Source organism: Candidatus Nitrospira neuquenensis (assembly GCF_979578155.1).
Window position 1 is genome coordinate 21,962 of the sequence record NZ_CEFZDU010000036.1, and the last position, 17,366, is coordinate 39,327.

Annotated in this window: 15 protein-coding genes; 10 read left to right on the plus strand and 5 right to left on the minus strand. The window is 72.0% G+C overall.

What is annotated here, in order from left to right:
* Positions 1–29: 29 nt before the first annotated feature.
* The 10 genes from asnB to AC1U7O_RS14330 all read left to right on the plus strand — a co-directional run bounded on the left by asnB (position 30) and on the right by AC1U7O_RS14330 (position 11,390).
* Entirely contained in the window at positions 30–1,652 is a 1,623-nt protein-coding gene (gene asnB, locus AC1U7O_RS14285) for an asparagine synthase (glutamine-hydrolyzing) (protein WP_479895500.1), read from the plus strand.
* On the plus strand, positions 1,649–2,941 hold the full coding sequence (locus tag AC1U7O_RS14290) for an ABC transporter substrate-binding protein (protein ID WP_479895501.1): 1,293 nt from the start codon (positions 1,649–1,651) through the stop codon (positions 2,939–2,941). The genes asnB and AC1U7O_RS14290 overlap by 4 nt, the downstream gene beginning before the upstream one ends.
* Complete coding sequence (locus AC1U7O_RS14295) at positions 2,938–3,855, plus strand: carbohydrate ABC transporter permease (protein ID WP_479895502.1); 918 nt, start codon at positions 2,938–2,940, stop codon at positions 3,853–3,855. Before AC1U7O_RS14290 ends, AC1U7O_RS14295 begins: the two co-directional genes overlap by 4 nt.
* Complete coding sequence (locus AC1U7O_RS14300) at positions 3,852–4,667, plus strand: carbohydrate ABC transporter permease (RefSeq protein WP_479895503.1); 816 nt, start codon at positions 3,852–3,854, stop codon at positions 4,665–4,667. Before AC1U7O_RS14295 ends, AC1U7O_RS14300 begins: the two co-directional genes overlap by 4 nt.
* Before the next feature lie 3 nt (positions 4,668–4,670).
* Positions 4,671–5,765: an ABC transporter ATP-binding protein gene (locus tag AC1U7O_RS14305; RefSeq protein ID WP_479895504.1), complete on the plus strand. Its 1,095-nt coding sequence runs from the start codon at positions 4,671–4,673 to the stop codon at positions 5,763–5,765.
* A gap of 12 nt (positions 5,766–5,777) precedes the next feature.
* The gene (locus tag AC1U7O_RS14310) at positions 5,778–6,560 is read left to right on the plus strand and encodes a carbon-nitrogen hydrolase family protein (RefSeq protein ID WP_479895505.1); all 783 of its coding nucleotides are present in this window, start codon (positions 5,778–5,780) and stop codon (positions 6,558–6,560) included.
* Positions 6,561–6,642: 82 nt separating this feature from the next.
* The gene (locus AC1U7O_RS14315; protein WP_479895506.1) at positions 6,643–7,683 is read left to right on the plus strand and encodes a DnaJ C-terminal domain-containing protein; all 1,041 of its coding nucleotides are present in this window, start codon (positions 6,643–6,645) and stop codon (positions 7,681–7,683) included.
* Between the two features lie 141 nt (positions 7,684–7,824).
* Positions 7,825–8,475 (plus strand): Spy/CpxP family protein refolding chaperone, encoded by a 651-nt coding sequence (locus AC1U7O_RS14320; protein WP_479895507.1) that lies wholly within the window; start codon positions 7,825–7,827, stop codon positions 8,473–8,475.
* A gap of 19 nt (positions 8,476–8,494) precedes the next feature.
* On the plus strand, positions 8,495–10,168 hold the full coding sequence (gene ilvD / locus AC1U7O_RS14325; protein WP_479895661.1) for a dihydroxy-acid dehydratase: 1,674 nt from the start codon (positions 8,495–8,497) through the stop codon (positions 10,166–10,168).
* A 493-nt stretch (positions 10,169–10,661) separates the two neighbouring features.
* The gene (locus AC1U7O_RS14330) at positions 10,662–11,390 is read left to right on the plus strand and encodes a helix-turn-helix transcriptional regulator (RefSeq protein ID WP_479895508.1); all 729 of its coding nucleotides are present in this window, start codon (positions 10,662–10,664) and stop codon (positions 11,388–11,390) included.
* A gap of 55 nt (positions 11,391–11,445) precedes the next feature.
* On the opposite strand, the gene AC1U7O_RS14335 is transcribed toward AC1U7O_RS14330, so the two are convergent.
* From AC1U7O_RS14335 to AC1U7O_RS14355, 5 genes are read right to left on the minus strand one after another with little or no spacing between them, the layout of a single operon-like run.
* Positions 11,446–12,564, minus strand: coding sequence for a DegT/DnrJ/EryC1/StrS family aminotransferase (locus tag AC1U7O_RS14335; protein WP_479895509.1), 1,119 nt, complete (start codon positions 12,562–12,564; stop codon positions 11,446–11,448).
* Complete coding sequence (locus tag AC1U7O_RS14340; RefSeq protein WP_479895511.1) at positions 12,561–13,835, minus strand: glycosyltransferase family 4 protein; 1,275 nt, start codon at positions 13,833–13,835, stop codon at positions 12,561–12,563. Before AC1U7O_RS14340 ends, AC1U7O_RS14335 begins: the two co-directional genes overlap by 4 nt.
* Entirely contained in the window at positions 13,832–15,181 is a 1,350-nt protein-coding gene (locus AC1U7O_RS14345) for a protoporphyrinogen/coproporphyrinogen oxidase (protein ID WP_479895512.1), read from the minus strand. Before AC1U7O_RS14345 ends, AC1U7O_RS14340 begins: the two co-directional genes overlap by 4 nt.
* Positions 15,178–16,215 carry an MraY family glycosyltransferase gene (locus AC1U7O_RS14350; protein WP_479895514.1) on the minus strand — a complete coding sequence of 346 codons (1,038 nt, stop codon included), beginning with the start codon at positions 16,213–16,215 and terminating at the stop codon, positions 15,178–15,180. Before AC1U7O_RS14350 ends, AC1U7O_RS14345 begins: the two co-directional genes overlap by 4 nt.
* 3 nt (positions 16,216–16,218) lie before the next feature.
* The gene (locus AC1U7O_RS14355) at positions 16,219–17,358 is read right to left on the minus strand and encodes a glycosyltransferase family 4 protein (protein WP_479895515.1); all 1,140 of its coding nucleotides are present in this window, start codon (positions 17,356–17,358) and stop codon (positions 16,219–16,221) included.
* Positions 17,359–17,366 lie beyond the last annotated feature (8 nt).

Consider the following 17,366-nt stretch of genomic DNA (forward strand, 5'->3'; position numbering starts at 1 on the left):
GGCGTTGCTCTTGAACTGGGAGGGCATGCATGTGCACCATCTGCGGACACTACAGCGAGCAACCCCTCGACGCGCAGCCCTTCTACGACATGCTCGTTCGGATGAGGCACCGCGGCCCGGATGCCCACGGCCTCTACCTGGACGGCCGCGTCGAGCGGAGCCACAGCCTGGACGCCCTGCGCGCCCGGCTCGGCTCGAGCCGCATCGCGCTGGGCCATTCCCGCCTGGCCATCATCGACCGCCACGGCGTCGCGCAGCCCTTCCTCTCCTGTGACGGCGAGCTCGCCCTGATCCACAACGGCGAGATCTACAACTATCAGAAGCTGCGCACGCTCCTGGGCCATCGCCATCGCCTGACCGGCCAGAGCGACAGCGAGGTGCTCATCCACCTGATCGAAGACACCTACGACGGCGACCTGCTCGCGGCCGTCCGGCGGATCGTCGGCCTGTTGGACGGCACTTACGCCATCGCGGTCACGGACGGCCGGTCCGTCGTCGTCGCGCGCGACCGCATCGGCAAGAAGCCGATCTACTACCTCGCGTCCGAGGGCGCCGTGCGGTTCGCCTCGGAGAAGAAGGCCCTCTGGAACGGTCGCGACGAGCCGTCGCGGCTGCCGCCCGGTCATCTCCTGCGACTCGACCGCGGCAGGCTCCGCGTCGTCGAGGGCCCGCCCCTACAGTTGCCGCAGATCGACCTGACGGAGATGAACCAGGCGGTCGAGGAGTACAAGCGGGACCTGCGCGCCGCGGTCCGCAAGCGCCTGACCGGCCTGCAGGAGGCCCGGCTGGGCGTAATCTTCTCCGGCGGCGTGGACAGCGTGCTGATCGCGAAGCTCCTCAAGGACGAGGGGCAGACGCTCGCCTGCTACTGCGTCGGCACGGAGGATTCCGGCGACGTCCGCTGCGCGCGGTCCGTCGCGGCCGCCCTGGGGCTGGACCTCACGGTCCACCTCCTGCGCGAGCGGGAAGTGCTGGACCTCCTGCCCAGGGTCATGGAGAGCGTCGAGGAGAGCGGGCTCCTGCAGGTGGAGGTGGCGATCCCCATGTACCTGGCCGCCGAGGCGGCGGCGCGGGACGGCGTCCGGGTCATGTTCAGCGGGCAGGGCGCCGACGAGCTCTTCGGCGGCTACGCCTGGTACCCGCCCCTGCTGGAGGAGGGCCTCCTGCACCTCCACGAGAAGCTGTGGGAGGACCTGACGCGCCTGTACGAGGACACCCTCGAGCGGGAGGACAAGCTCACGATGGCCCACTCGATCGAGCTGCGGGTGCCCTACCTCGACCTGACGCTCATCCGCACCGCGATGCGCATCTCCCCCGCGCTCAAGGTGGAGGGGCGCGACGACCCCCTGCGCAAGCGCGTGCACCGGCAGGTCGCCTACGAGCTGGGGGTGCCCCTGGACATCGCCTTCCGGGTCAAGGATCCGGCGCAGAGCGGCTCGGGCATCCACGCCCTCATCGAGCGGGCGGTGCTCGGCCGGCACGCCGCGGTGGACGAGGAGCTGGCGGCCCGGAACCTCTGCCTGGACAAGGGAAGCCTCTACCGCTATCCCTCCGGACGGGGTCCCTACGGACATCCGGCGGTCCGCGCCTACCTGGAGGGTCTCGCGCAGGACATCCGCCGCCGCTACGCCCACGCGGTGCCGCATCCATGAGCGCGGGGGCCCTCGCTCGGGCGCTCCTGGTCGGGCTGGCCTGCCTGGCGGCCGAGCCCGCCCCGACCGCGGCGTCCCGGCCGGTCGTGCTCCACTTCGTCGCCTGGAAGCCGGAGCACCAGGCGGTCTGGGACGCGGCGCTCGCGCGGTTCCACGCCGTCCATCCGGACATCCGGGTCGTGCTCGAGATCGCGCCCCACTCCTCCACCGCCTACCACGACCTCCTCACGCAGAAACTCAAGAACGGCGACCGGACCGTGGACCTCTTCTTCATGGACGTGGTCTGGGTCCCGGAGTTCGCCTCGGCGGGCTGGGCGCTGCCGCTCGACGCGCGGGTTCCGCCGGACGCCCGGGCCGCCTTCTTTCCCGCGACGATCGAGGCGGGCACCTACCGGGGCGGGCTCTACGGTGTCCCGAGCCGAATCGACGTCGGACTCCTCTACTACCGGACCGACCTCCTGGCGAAGTACGGCTTCGCCCCGCCACAGACCTGGGAGGAGCTCGCGCACCAGGCGGACACCATCCTGCGCGGCGAGGCCGGGCCGCCGGGGCTACGCGGCTACGCGGGACAGTTCAAGCAATACGAGGGCCTGGTCTGCAACATGCTGGAATTCGTCGAGGGGGGCGGAGGGGCGCTGGTGCCGGCCTCGCCCGGCGCCCCGGCCCTCGCCGCGCCGGAAACCCTGGCCGTCCTGCAGTTCGTCCGCGGGACCCTCGTCCCGCACCTGACCACCAAGGCGGCGCTCACCCACCAGGAGCCGGAATCCCTCGCCGCCTTCCTTCGGGGCCTGGCCGTCTTCCATCGCAACTGGCCCTATGCCTGGCGGATGGCGGCGGACCCCGCCCGCTCGTCCGTGGCCGGCAAGGTCGGCGTGACGCAGCTCCCGCGCTTCGCGTCGGGCCGGCGCGCCTCCGCCCTGGGCGGCTGGCTGTTCGGCATCCATGCCGCCTCGCGACATCCTGAGGAGGCCTGGAAGCTGATCGAGTTCCTCTCCGGCCCGGACATGCAGCGGCGTTTCGCCGTCGAGGCGGGCATCCTGCCCTCACGCCGGGAGACGGCGGACGACCCGGCCGTGCGCGCGGCCCTGCCCCTGGCGCGGGAACAACTCGCCGCCCTGGAGTCGGCGCGGTCACGGCCGCGGACGCCGATGTACCCGGCCGTCTCGCACGTCCTCCAGCGGTTCTTCAGCCGGGTCCTGGCCTTCCCCGACATGGCGATCGAGCAGGAGGCGTCGGTCGCCGACCGCCAGGTCGCCCGCCTGCTGGCGCTCGCCGGAGGCCGCCCGTGAGGAAGGCGCCCGACCGGCGCGTCCTCGCCGCGACCGAGCGGGCGGCGGCCTGGGCGATGCTGGCCCCGGCCCTCGCCGTCACGTTCGCCTTCGCGCTCCTTCCCGTCGCGGAGTCCGCCTTCCTCAGCCTGTACCGCATCCTGCCGGCCTTGCCCGAGCTGGGCGAGCCCTTCGTCGGGCTGGAGCACTACGCGGCTCTCGCGGCCGACCCCGCCACGCGGCGGGCCTTCGCGACCACGCTCGCCTTCGTCTTGCTGTCCACCGCGTCGGAGCTGGCGTTGGGGCTCGGCCTCGCCCTCGTCCTCCACGAGCGGTTCCCCGGCCGCGGCCTCGTCCGCGCGGCGGCGCTCCTGCCCTGGGCGATCCCCACCGTCGTCGCCGCCCAGATGTGGCGCTTCATCTTCGACGATCAGCAGGGGTTCGCGAACCTGCTCCTCTTCGGCGAGCGCGTGGGAGCCTACGTGCCCTGGCTCGCTTCGCCCGGCCCGGCCTTCCTCGCCCTCGTCGTGGCCGACGCCTGGAAGACCTCCTCCTTCGCCGGGCTCCTGATCCTCGCGGGGCTCCAGCTCATCCCCGAGGACCTCGACGACGCCGCCCGGCTGGACGGCGCGGGGCGCTGGCGCCGGTTCGTCCACGTGACGCTCCCGCTCCTGCGGCCGGCCCTGCTCCTGGCCCTGCTCTTCCGGACGATGGACGCCTTCCGGGTCTTCGACCTGGTCTTCGTCATGACGCAGGGCGGGCCGGGCGGCGCCACCGAGGTCCTCCAGTTCCACGGCTACCGGACCCTCTTCGCGGAGGGGCGGGTCGGCGAGGGCGCCGCGATCTCCGTCGTCGTGTTCCTGGCGATCTTCCTGCTCTCGCTCGTCTATCTCCGGGTCCTGGGGTCGGCCCTCTTGCAGAGGAATCCCGCATGAGCGGCCGCCTCCTGCTCGGCGCGGGGATCGCCGCGACCGTCGCGGGGAGCCTGCTCCCCTTCCTGTGGTTCGTCCTCACCTCCTTCAAGACCGTCCCGGAGGTGGAAGCGGTCCCGCCGACCTGGTGGCCGAGCGGCTCGCTGGAGTTCTACCGGGCCGCCCTGGGGCGGCACCACCTCGCCGGGTACCTGTTGAACAGCCTTCGGGTGGCCGGGCTCACGACGCTCCTCGCCCTGGCCGCCGGCATCCCCGCCGCGTATGCGCTCGCTCGGCTGCGCCTTCCCGGCCGGAGATGGATCCTCGGGACCCTGCTCTGCGTCTCGATGTTCCCCCAGGTCGCCGTCGCGGGACCGGTCTGGCGCACGCTGGCGCGGCTCGGTGGCCTGAACACCGCCTGGGGGTTGGTGCTGCCCTACCTCGCGCTCACGCTCCCGCTGACGATCTGGACCCTGGCCACCGTCTTCAAGGAGCTGCCGGCCGAGCTGGAGGACGCCGCGCGCGTGGACGGCTGCGGCCCCTGGCAGACGCTGCGCCACGTCCTCCTGCCCCCGGCCGCCCCCGGGGTGGGCGCCGCGGCGATCCTGACCTTCATCTACGCCTGGAACGAATTCTTCTTCGCGCTCCTGATCCTGACGGAGCCCGAGCGGCAGACGCTGCCCGTCGGCCTCGCCCTGTTCCAGGGGGAGTTCACGATGCCCTGGGGCGAGCTGGCCGCCGCGTCGGTCGTCGCCACGCTGCCGCTCGTGGGCCTCGTGCTGCTGTGCCAGCGCTGGGTCGTCGCCGGCCTGTCCGCCGGCTCGGTGAAGGGGTGACCGATGGCCGAGTTGGAGCTCAGGGGCGTGACCAAGCGGTTCGGGGCGCACGTCGTGATCGAGGAGCTGTCGCTGCGGGTCGCCGACGGGGAGTTCGTGATCCTGCTCGGGCCCTCCGGCTGCGGCAAGTCCACCCTGCTCCGCATCGTGGCGGGGCTGGAGGCGCCGACGGCTGGCGAGGTGCGCATCGGGGGCGAGGCGGTGACCGACCTGCCGCCGAGCCGGCGCGACATCGCCATGGTCTTTCAATCCTACGCCCTCTACCCGCACATGACCGTCCGCGAGAACCTCGCCTTCGGGCTCACGATGCGGCGGACGCCCCGGCCGACGATCGAGGCGCGGATCGCGGAGGCGGCGCGGCTCCTGGACATCGAGGCGCTGCTCGACCGCAGGCCCGCCGCCCTCTCCGGCGGCGAGCGCCAGCGGGTGGCGATGGGGCGCGCGATCGTCCGCAAGCCCAAGCTCTTCCTGTTCGACGAGCCGCTCTCGAACCTGGACGCCGCGCTCCGGGCCTCCATGCGGCTGGAGCTCAAGCGCCTGCACCGCCGGCTGGGGGCGACCCTGCTCTACGTGACCCACGACCAGGTGGAGGCCATGACGCTGGGCGACCGGATCGCCGTGATGGACCGGGGCCGCCTCCGGCAGGTGGACGCGCCGGCCCGGCTGTACGAGCGGCCGGCCGACCCCTTCGTCGCCGGGTTCATCGGCCATCCGGCCATGACGCTGTTGGAGGGGACGGTCGAGCGGTGCGGCGACGCCTGGCGGTTCCGCTCGGGCGCCCTGGTCCTGGAAATCCCGGCGCTGCGCGAGCCGCCGGCCGCGCCCCCGGTCCGCGCGACGCTCGGCATCCGGCCGGAAGACATCCGCCTGGACCCGCCGGCCGCGCCGGCCCCGCACCTGGAGGCCAAGCTCGACGCGGTGGAAGACCTCGGCGCAGACCGCCTGCTGCACGTGACGGTCGGGGACCGGCGCCTGAGCGCGCGGGTCCCGCGCGACCGCGCGCCGGCCCCCGGCGACCATCTCACCCTGGCCCTCCCGCCCGACCGGCTGCACCTGTTCCTCGACGGCCGCCGGGCGGACTGGGCCGGACCGGCGTGAGGAGGAGAGGCCATGACCCAGCGCACCATCGCCATCGCCCAGCTCGACATCCGGGCCGGGGAGATCGACGCGAACCTGCACAAGATCAAGCGGACGATCCGCGAGTTCCGCACCTCCGACCTGATCGTCTTCCCGGAGTTGGTCCTGCACGGCCACCTCTACAGCATGGCGACCAGGCAGGAGGTGCTCGACGTGATCCGCCGGACACGCCGCGACGTCAACAAGGAGATGTACGTCTACGCCCGCCGCTTCGCCTGCCGGATCATCTACGGCGAGCTGTACGGGGAGCACGACCGCCTCTACAACTCCGCCGTGTACATCGACCGCGGCCGCATCAGCCGTTACCACAAGACCCACGTCCACTGGACCGAGATCTTCGACGAGGGGGACAAGCTCGCCGTCTTCGGCGAGGGGCCGGACCGGCTGGGCATCCTCATCTGCTACGACAGCGCCTTCCCGGAGGCGGCGCGGGTGCTGGCCCTCTCGGGCGCGCAGACGATCGTCGTCATCGCGGCGGTCCCCCGCGCCTTCGACCGTCGGTTCATCCTCCGCCGGCTGACGAGCATCGCGCTGGACAACCAGGTCTTCGTCGTCTTCGCGAACCGCGCCGGCCGCGACTACTACGGAGGAAGCCTCGTCCTCGACCCGCGCGGCGACGTGGTCGCCGCGGCCGGGGAGCGCGAGGAGGTACTGCAGGCCAAGATCGACCTCGCCGAGGCGGAACGCTGGCGCAAGGAGGAGCCGCTCTTCCCCCACCGGCGCCCGGAGCTCTACCGGCCGATCGGCGAGCCGTGAGGACCGGGGCCCGGCCACCCTTGCAATGGCGAGGGGCAATCCGTAAGCTGGGTCGGAGGAGCCCCCGCACGACGACACCGCCATGGCCACGACCCAGCGAGATTACTACGAGATCCTCGGCATCCCTCGGACCGCCGGCCCCGACGACCTCAAGAAGGCCTACCGCCGGCTCGCCCGCCAGTACCATCCGGACCTGCACCAGGGCGCGCGCAAGACCCAGATGGAGCAGGCCTTCAAGGAATTGAACGAGGCCTACGAGGTGTTGAGCGACCCCGACAAGCGGAAGAAGTACGACCGCTGGGGCCATCGCTGGCAGGAGGCCGAGGCCTATGCCCGCGCCCAGGAGGCCGCTGGCGCGGCCGGCGGCGGAGGGGGGTTCGGCTGGGAGGCGGGGCCGGGCCCAACGACGGGCGAGGGCTTCGACTTCGCCGACCTGTTCGAGCGCTTCTTCGGCGGCCGCGCCCGGGGCGAGGCCGCGGAGGATGCGGCCGAGGCCGGCGCGGACATCGAGACCGAGGTGCGGGTGACGCTGCGGGAGGTGATGACCGGCGCCACGCGCCGCGTGCGGCTGTCCGAGCCCCTGCCCTGCGCCGCCTGCGGCGGCTCCGGGATGCAGCGCGGTCGTCCCTGCGGCCCGTGCGGCGGAAGTGGCCGTCGCGTCGAATCGCGCACGCTCGCGGTCCGCATTCCGCGCGGCGTCGCGGACGGAGCCCGGCTGCGGGTGCCCGGCAAGGGCGGTCCCGGCGCGAACGGCGGCCCTCGCGGAGACCTCTATCTCCAGGTCCACATCGAGCCGCACCCGGTGTTCGAGCGGCGGGGCGCCGACCTCTCGGCCACGCTGCCCGTCTGGCCCTGGGAGGCGGCCCTCGGCGCCGAGGTGGTCGCCCCGACCGTGACGGACACGGTGCGCGTGAAGATTCCGCCGGGCAGCAGCACGGGGGCCAAGCTGCGGCTCAAGGGCAAGGGGCTGCCCACGAAGGCCGAGGGGGCCGGCGACCTGTTCTTCGTCCTCCAGGTCGTGCTGCCCGCCGCCCTGAGCGAGGAGGACCGGCGCCTGTTCGAGCAGCTCGGGCGCACGCCGCGTCCCGACCCCCGCGCCGACCTCCTGCGCCGCGCGAAGTGAGACGCGGGCGGCGACGCGATCCCGCCGCTTGCGTTGAGGACCGTCGCTCTGGCAAGCTAGGCCCCTGCGAGTTCCGCTGACCGCGCGGCCGGACGCGGGCCCCCGCGTCGCCGCGCTTGCTGTCTTGGAAGGAGGCTCACGATGATCGGACGCGCACTCATCGGCATGGTGGCGGTCATGGCCCTGCTGGGGCTCGGCGTGCAGCCGGCCCTGGCCGACCCGGAACCGGGGGGCATGGGCCCCGGCCACGGCAAGATGGAAGGCCAGGCAAAGGAGAAGGGCCACGGCAAGGACGACGGGTACGGGAAGGGCGAGGGGTACGGCCGGGAGCGCGGCAAGGGATGCTGTGACGGGCACGGCGGAGGGTACGGCAAGGGCTACGGCGGCCACGGAATGGGCGGCCACAGCGGCGCGGGGCACCTGATCCGCAGCCTGCTCAAGTACGCCAAGGGCTTCGGCCTGACGGACGAGCAGGTCGCCAAGCTCAAGGCTCTCCAGCTCGACCTGGACAGGACGCGCATCAAGACCGAGGCGGACATCATGGTCGCCGAGCGCGAGCTGCAGGCCCTCCTGGAGGACGAGAAGTCCGACATGGCCGCGATCGAGGCGAAGGTCAAGCAGAGCGAGGAGCTGGAGGTGGGGCTCCGGATGGCGGCGATCAAGGCCAAGCGCGAGGCCAAGGCGCTGCTCACGCCCGAGCAGCGCGAGAAGCTCAAGGCCGCTCACGACCGGATGAAGGGCTACGGGAAGGAAGGCAAGGAGGGGGGCAAGGAGTCCGGGAAGGAGCACTGAGCCAGCCATGCCGCGAACCATGTCGATCGATCGTACGCACAGGAGCCGCACCCTGCTCGACGGCCCGGGCCGCGCGCCGGCGCGCGCGATGCTCAAGGCCGTCGGGTTCACCGACGAGGACCTCACGAGGCCCCTGGTAGGGGTCGCGAACACCTGGATCGAGGTCATGCCCTGCAACTACCACCTGCGCCGCCTGGCGGAGCGGGTGAAGGCCGGCATCCGGGCGGCCGGGGGCACGCCGATCGAGTACAACACGATCGCCGTCTCCGACGGCATCTCGATGGGCACGGAGGGGATGAAGGCCTCGCTCGTCAGCCGCGAGGTCATCGCGGACTCGATCGAGCTGGTCGCGCGCGGGCATCTATTCGACGCGGTCGTCGCCCTCTCCGGCTGCGACAAGACGATCCCCGGCACGGTCATGGCCCTGGCCCGCCTGAACGTGCCCTCGCTGATGCTCTACGGCGGCTCCATCCTGCCGGGCAAGTTCCAGGGGCACGACGTGACGATCCAGGACGTCTTCGAGGCGGTGGGGAAGGTCTCCGCGGGCAAGATGACCGAGGCGGAGCTGAAGGACCTGGAGGACCATGCCTGTCCCGGCCCGGGCGCCTGCGGCGGCCAGTTCACCGCCAACACCATGGCGATCGCCTTCGAGTTCCTGGGCATCTCGCCGATGGGCCTGAACGGCGTGCCGGCCATGGACGCGCGGAAGGACGACGCGGCCTTCGAGTGCGGCCGGATGGTGATGGACCTCCTCAAGCGGGACCTGCGCCCGCGGGCGATCATCACGCGCAAGTCCATCGAGAACGCGATCGCGGCCGTGGCCACGACCGGCGGCTCGACCAACGCGGTCCTGCACCTGCTGGCCGTCGCACGGGAGGCGGGCGTGCGGTTGACGATCGACGACTTCGACGCGATCAACCGGAAGGTGCCGCTCCTGGCCGACCTGAAGCCGGGCGGCCGCTTCACGGCGGCCGACCTCTACGCGGCCGGCGGGACGACGCTCGTGGCCAAGCGCCTGCTCGACGCCGGCATGCTGCACGCGGACCGGCCGACCGTCACGGGCCGGACCATCGGCGAGGAGGCGCGGGGCGCGGTCGAGACGCCCGGTCAGCAGGTGCTGCGCCCCCTGTCCGACCCGATCAAGCCGACCGGCGGGCTGGTCATCCTCAAGGGCAACCTGGCGCCCGAGGGCTGCGTGGTGAAGGTGGCGGGCCACTCGATGCTGACGTTCCGCGGGCCGGCCCGGGTCTTCGACCGGGAGGAGGACGCCTTCGCCGCGGTCAAGGCGCGGCAGATCCGGCCGGGCGACGTCGTGGTGATCCGCTACGAGGGGCCGGCGGGCGGGCCGGGCATGCGGGAGATGCTGGGGGTGACGGCGGCGATCGTCGGCGAGGGGCTGGGCGACTCGGTGGCGCTGCTCACCGACGGGCGCTTCTCCGGCGCCACGCACGGCTTGATGGCGGGGCACGTGGCGCCCGAGGCCGCGAAGAAGGGGCCGATCGCGGCGATCCGCAACGGCGACATGATCGTGTTCGACGTGCCCAAGCGGCGGCTGGACGTGGCGCTGACGCAAAAGGAGCTCAAGGCCCGCTTGAGCAAGTGGAAGCCGCCGACGCCGCGCTACACGAGCGGCGTCATGGCCAAGTACGCCCGCCACGTCTCCTCAGCCTCCGAGGGGGCGGTGACGAGCTAGCGGTCGCTGCGCCCCACCGCCCAGGAAAGCCCGGCCTCGGACGGGCGCCGCGGCCGACGAACGGCGCGCGCTTCGCGACGGCCTGCTGCGGGAACGGGCGTCGCCGCGCCGACACCCTGCCGCCGGGCGCGTACGAGGGACGCTCCGTTACCAGGAACGACGATCCGCCCCGACGTGCGCCCGGCCGATCCGCCAGCTCCCTTGACCGCCCCGAGCCGCCCGCGCCGGAGAGCAGGCGGCCGGCGACCTCCCGGAGGGGGAGGATCGGCGGTCCACCCCGCCGCCACGACCGCGACCCCGCGCCCCTCCTCGCCGGCCGGGCGGCTTCCACCGCCTCGCACACGGGCAGGTCTGCCAACCTCCTATCGGGTGATCCGGAAGGGGACACAAGGAGAGCTTGCACCCTCGGTCATTGAGCCCTAACTCCTGTGGTCAAGTCGCTGTTAGGGGCGTAGAATGGTTCCCCGGCTGAGTGCCCAGAGGGAAAGACCCTATGCAGCGGCTCCTGCAGCGGATTCTGGACGGCCTGCTCGACTCGGTCGCCCATGTCCTGCATCCCAGCGTCATCCAGGGCACCCTCAAGCGGATCGGCCGCACCCTGGCGCGGATCCAGCTTGAGCGGCTGCAGACCGGTCCCCGGCGCGCGGCGCCCTCCACCCGCGAGGACTTCCTCGCCTGCCTCTCTTCCCTCGAACAGCCGGGAGCCTGGCGGTTCACCTCGATCGATTCCACCCCCCAGGCGATCACCCTGCAGATCAGCACCTGTCCGTTCGGCGCCCGGGCGGCCTACGACCACCACTACTGCCACATTGAGGCGGCCATGCTGACCGGCATGGCGGAACATTACTTCAAGGAGGCCGCCCTCTCGCTCCGGCGAGGGGCCGGCGTCCCCCCGCACGACTGCCGCCTGACCTTCTACCTGGAGCCGGGCACCGTTGTCCCCCCGAGCGACGGCCTCGTCTACTCCGTGCAGGAAAACCAGGAGCCGGAGGGACCCAACGGGCAGGCACAGATGCAGCCCTCCGCCAAGCTCTCCCGGCGGGAGCTCCAGATCCTCAAGCTGATCACGGAGGGGTTGGGCGACAAGGAGATCGCCGCCCAGTTGAACCTGAGCGTCCGGACGGTGGAGAACCACGCGGCCCGCATCCGGCAGAAGCTCCAGATCCACGGCCGCGCCGCGCTGGTGCGCTACGCCCTCAGCCACAAGCTGACGGACGGCTGAGCCTCCCGCGAGGGGTGCCGCGACGCTGCGGCGGGCGCGTCAGTGGGAGCGCGCGTCAGTGGGAGCGGTAGAACGCGGCGATCTGCTCGACGACGTAGGCCAGTTGCTCGTCGGTCAGCTCGGCATAGACGGGCAGGGAGAGCACCTCTTCGGCGGCGCGCTCGGACTCGGGGAAGTCGCCCTTCTGGTGGCCCAGGCTCCGGTAGCAGTCCTGCAGGTGGAGCGGCAGCGGGTAGTAGATCTCGCTGCCGACGCCGCGGTCGGTGAGCCACGCCCGCAGCTCGTCCCGCTTCTGCGCGCGGATCGTGAACTGGTTGAACACGTGGTAGTTGCCCGGCTGGGTCACGGGGAGCGTCACACGCCCCGCGAGCCCCGCCTGCTCGAAGAGCCGCTCGTAGCGCGTCGCGTTCCGCCGCCGCCCCTCCGTCCAGCGGTCCAGGTGCGCGAGCTTCACCGTGAGGACGGCCGCCTGCAGCGCGTCCAGCCGGCCGTTGATTCCGATGGCCTCGTGGACGTACCGGGTCCGGCTCCCGTGGACGCGCAGCATCGCCACCGCGTCCGCCAGCCTCGCGTCGTTCGTCGTGACCAGCCCGCCGTCGCCGAAGCCCCCGAGGTTCTTCGTGGGAAAAAAGCTGAAGCAGGCGAGGTCGCCCAGCACCCCGGCCTTCACGCCGTGGCGGCTCGCCCCGATGGCCTGGCAGGCGTCCTCGATGACCGCGACCCCCGCCGCGCGGGCGATCCGGCCGATCGCCTCCATTTCCGCGCATTGCCCGAAGAGGTGCACGGGGATGATCGCCTTCGTCCGCGGCGTGATCGCGCGCTCCAGCCGCGCCGGGTCCAGGTTGAAGGTGTCCGGTCGGATGTCGGCGAACACCGGCTGCGCCCCGAGCCGGGAGACGGCCCCCGCCGTCGCGAAGAAGGTGAAGGGCACGGTCACGACCTCGTCGCCGGGCCCGACGCCCACGGCCATCAGCGCGAGCAGGAGGGCGTCGCTCCCGCTGGTCACGCCGACGGCGTGCCGCGCCCCGACATAGCGGGCCAGCGCCTGCTCCAGGGCCGCGACGCGCGGCCCGAGCACGAACCCCTGCTCGTCGCAGACGGCCTCGATCGCGGCCATCACGTCTGGTTTGATCTGCCGGTACTGGGCCTTGAGGTCGAGGAGCGGCACGTTCATGCGAGGGGACTCCCGCGGCGGGTCGAGCCGGCGGGGCTGACCCGATCGGACGGTGACTCGGTCGCGTGTTGCTGCGCTGGTGTACCACAGCCCCGCGTGACACTCAAGCGCCCGGCCGCCCTCGCCTCCTCCAGGAGCCGTTCGTATTCGGCCTCCTGACGCCGTACCATGTCGCGCGCGTCGAACTCCGGCGGAAGCGCGACCCCGCGCGCCCCCATCCGCCCCGCCTCCTCCGGATGGTCCAGGAGCCACAGGAGCCGCTCGGCCAGCGCCTCGACGTCGCCGGGCGCGACGAGGAAGCCGTTCTCCCCGTCGCGGACCACCTCGGCGGCGCCGTCCACGGCCGTGCCGACGACCGGCACGCCGGAGGCCAGCGCCTCCAGGTAGACCCGCGGCAGCCCCTCCCAGGCCGAGGTCAGCGCCAGCGCGTCCAGGCAGCGGAGAACTTCGGGCACGTCCCACCGCCAGCCCGCCAGCTTGACCGTGCCGGTCAAGCCGAGACTCCGAACCCCCGCCTCGATCGCCGGCCGCAGCGCGCCGTCCCCGACCATGAGAAACTGCGCGTCCGCTCGCCGACGGCGGACCGAGGCCGCGACCCGCAGGAAGTCGAGGGGGCGCTTCTGCGGCTTGAAGGGCGCGACCATGCCGACCACGGGACGGTCGGGGTCCAGGCCCAGCTCCAGCCGCTTGCCGCGCCGGTCCACGCGGCAGGCACGGAAGGCTTCCAGATCGATCCCGCTCCGGATCACCGCGCATCGCTCCGGCGGGAACAGGCCGAGCGCGACGCCCTGCCGTCGGTTCGCCTCGGAGACGGCGAAGAAGCGCGTCGTGATGCGGCCGGTGCGCCGCTCCAGCGCGATCAAAGCCCGGCGCAGGAGGGGCGGCTGGTCCGGCGTGATGCCGAACCCGTGGATGGAGTGGATGATGACCGGCGTCCCGGCGAGCCGGGCGGCCCAGCGGCCGAGGATGCCGGCCTTGGAGCTGTGCGTGTGGACGATCGCTGGCCGCAACCGCTTGAACCGCAGCGTCAGGTCCATGAGGGCCCGCAGGTCGAGCGGGGCGTGGATGGGCCGGACCAACGAGGGGACGCGGTGGAACTCCACCTCGGGCAGGGAGCGGGCCTCCTCGTCCAGGAGGCCGGGCTCTCCCGTGATCAGCAGGGACCGGAAGCGGCGCCGGTCCAGGTGGGCGACGGTGTAGAGGGTGTTCCGCTGCGCCCCGCCGAGCTCCAGCTTGGTGACGACGTGGGCGACGACCGCCGGCCCGGTCATGGTCCCGCCAGGACCGGCGCCGGGCTCCGGTCATGCGCCGCCCGCGGGGCGCGCAGCCGCTCCGCCAGGTGCTTGCCCTGGCCGATCGCATCCTCCATCGAACTGTGCTCCCAGCGGCCGTAGCGGCCGATCGAGTGGATGCCCCGCTGCTCCAGCCAGGCCAGGATCGCCGGCACCGCCCGAGCCCGGTGCCGATCGAAGAGGACATAGGCGTACCGGATGTCGCGGATGTCCGCGACGGCGAATTCCTCGTCGGGCCGGAGGAGCCCCGCCCGCGCCAGCCCCGCGCGGACGCGGCGCAGCACCTCCGCCCGATCCAGCACCTCCTCGGGCCTGTGCGCAATCTCCACGTAGAGGGAGCTAGAGCCGGGCGGGCCGAGCGAGGGCGAGAAATTCATCGGAAAGCCCGCCCGGTAGAAGGGAAACTCCGGCTCCGGGAAGTAGATCCAGTGCTTGTCCGTGATCCGCTCGCGGGCCACGCCGAGGTTCACGCTGTAGACCGACACGCAGCGCAGCCCTTCGACGGCCTCGCGGACGGCCGCCGGCAGGTCGGCGCAACGGCGCGCGAGCTCGGGCAACGGGATCGTGGAGACGAGCCGATCATAGTCCACCGTCCTGGTTCCGTTCGCCCCGACGCGGAAGACGGCCCGGCGGCGCGCGCTGTCCACCTCCAACAGCTCCTCCCCGCACCGGACCTCTCCGACCGCCGGCAGGAAAGCCCTGGGCAGCAGCTCGATGCCGCCCTCGGCGGGGTAGAGAAAGGTGGGGTTGTAGCCGAAGGCGCGGTCCTTGACGCCCAGGGCGCCGTTGACGACGTCCTTGAGCTCGGGCTTCGGGATCAGCCAGGATACCCAGTCCGAGGTCAGCTCCTCCAGCGGGACCCGCCAGAGCTTCTCGTTGAAGGGCACCATGAAATGCCTGGCGAAGCCCTCGCCGAGATGGTCGAGGATCCATTGCTTGAACGAGAGGGGCTCCTCCCTCGGCGCGTCGGCGTTTCGGCTCAGGGTCTCGATAAAGCCCAGGAGGCAGTCCCGGACGACCTCCGCCGGAAGGCCATGGGTGTTGACCTGATAGGGATATTCCGTGAATGTGCGGTACGAGTAGATGTACGACCGGCGCCGGTGCCGCGCGAGGCGGCCGTCGAGCAGCCCCTCCACCAAGGCCTTGATCTCCGCCCGCCGGAAATGCAGGAGATGGCCCGTCATGTCGAAGGTGAAGCCCCGCACCCGATAGGACCGGCAGAGCCCGCCCACCTCCTGCTCCCGCTCCACGACGCAGCAGGGCGTCTCCCGAAGATGGTAGGCCGTGCTGAGACCGGCCAGACCGGCGCCCACGACCAGAATCACGGGGCCCCTCCCCTCGCACCCAGGCTCGGCGCGGGCACGGGCTTGGGCGACTCGAGTCGCGTGAGCAGGACGCCCGCCAGCGCGAGCCCGCCCAGCGTGGCGCCGACCAGGGCCGCCGCCGCGCCGCCGTCGAGGCAGAGCACGGCGAGGCCGACCCCGCCCATGAGCAGGGACGCGCCGTAGCTCAGGATGACGACCCCGGGGACCGAGAGTCCCCGCTGCCGCAGCCTGATCGCCGGGTGGTCCGGGCTGCCGAGGAAAACGGGCCGGCCGCGCCGCCACCGGATGCCCATCACGTAGAGGGTGTCGAAGATCGGGACGCCCAGGATCAGGAGCGGCGCGGCGAGGGCCAGCGGATGGCTGCCGCGGTACTGGCCGATCATCGCCAGCGCGCCGAGCATGAAGCCGAGGAAGAGCGCGCCCGCGTCGCCCATGTAGATCCGGGCGGGGTGGACGTTGTACCGGAGAAATCCCAGGAGGCTGCCGGCCAGCGCCGTGACCATGAAGGCGATCACCCGGTCGCCGTTCAACAGGGCCACGGCCAGGAGGAAGAGCGAGGCGATCAGGCCCACGCCCGCCGAGAGGCCGTCCATGATGTCCAGCAGGTTGAAGGCGTTGATGATCCCGAGCATCCAGACCACCGTGAGCGCAAGCGCGAGCCAGTCCGGCAGGGCGGCGATCTGGATGCAGATGCCGCTCTTGATGAGCACGAACACCGCGAGCCCCTGACCCGCCAGCTTCACGCCCGGCGAGAGCACGCCGAAGTCGTCGATCAGGCCGAGCATCACGATGAGCGTGCCCCCCAGGATCATCCCGAGGACATCCTGGCGGAACTCGAAGGTGAAGGCGAGGCTGACGAGGAAGGCGAGGTAGACGGCCAGGCCGCCCAGGTAGGGAACCGGTTCTTGTTGGCGCTTGAGCCGTCCGTCCGGGGCGTCCACCATGCCGAACTTCAACGCCGCGCGGCGCGCCACGGGCACCCCGGCGAGGGCCAGCAGCACGGCGAGGACGAAGGTGAGAATCAGCAGCAGCATGGGTCAGGGCTCCGTCCGGGCCTTCAGGGCCCGGCTGGTCGGGTGAGGGATTCCTCCGGCCTCGGCGCCCGGGTCCCGCGCCGCGACCGTCCGTGCCCCGAACCGGCGGTACAGCGCGACCACCGTCGGGGCCCAGACCCGGAGGGCGTAGCACCGCTCGACGGTCAGCCTGGCCGCCCGTCCCAGACGGGCCCTCGTCGTCTCCTCCCTCAAGAGTCGCCCCAGCCGCTCCTCCCACTCGGCCTCGGTGCCCGCCAGCAGCCCGTTCTCGCCGTCCACGATGATCGCCCGGTTCACCCCGACCGGCGACGCCACGACGGACAGGCCGACGGCCATGTATTGCAGGAGCTTCAGGCCGCACTTGCCCCTGGCCCAGGCCGTGTCGGGCAACGGCATGATCCCGATGTCGCATCCCCGCAGGTCTTCCACTTCCCGTTCGAGCCGCCAGGGCACGAACTCCACGCGCACCCCCGCCAGCCGGGGCGGCCGCGAGCAGACCACCCGGAGCCGGACCCCGTGCGCGCGCTGGAGCCGGCGGAAGACGGGCGCGAGCGCCTCCAGGTAGGACAGGTTGTACGCCAGGCCGATCCAGCCGATCGTGAGCGCCTCGGCGCGGCGCGACGGGCCGGCCGGCGCGGGGATGAACCGCTCCGTGTCCACGACGGTGGGCACGACGACGGCCCGGACGCCGTGCAGGCCGGCTTCCCGCGCCAGCTCCTCGTTGCCCACGATCGTCCCGACCGCCAGCCGGGACAGGCACGGAATCTTCCGCCGGTGGCCCCACGTCAGATAGATCGCGTCGTCGTACTCGTGGAGGAGGCGACAGCCCAGGCGGGCGAGCAGCCGCTCGACGACCGGCGGGGCGTAGGGGAACAGTTGCGCTTCGATCACGACCAGATCCGCGCCGCGCACCGCGAGGAGGTCCCAGGCCCGCCGCAGGAACCTGACCAGGCAATAGGGAATTGTGAGGAGGACTCGGAGGACTCCGAGCCTGACCCTAAGCAGCCTCAGGTAGGTCCGCCCGAAGAGCGGGCGGACGACGCAGCGGATGCCGGCGGCCTCCAGGGCCGGCAGGAACTGGTAGATGCGGTGCCGGCTGCTGGGCCCCTGCTCGCTGTACTTTGAAAAATAGACGACGTGCATCGGTCCTC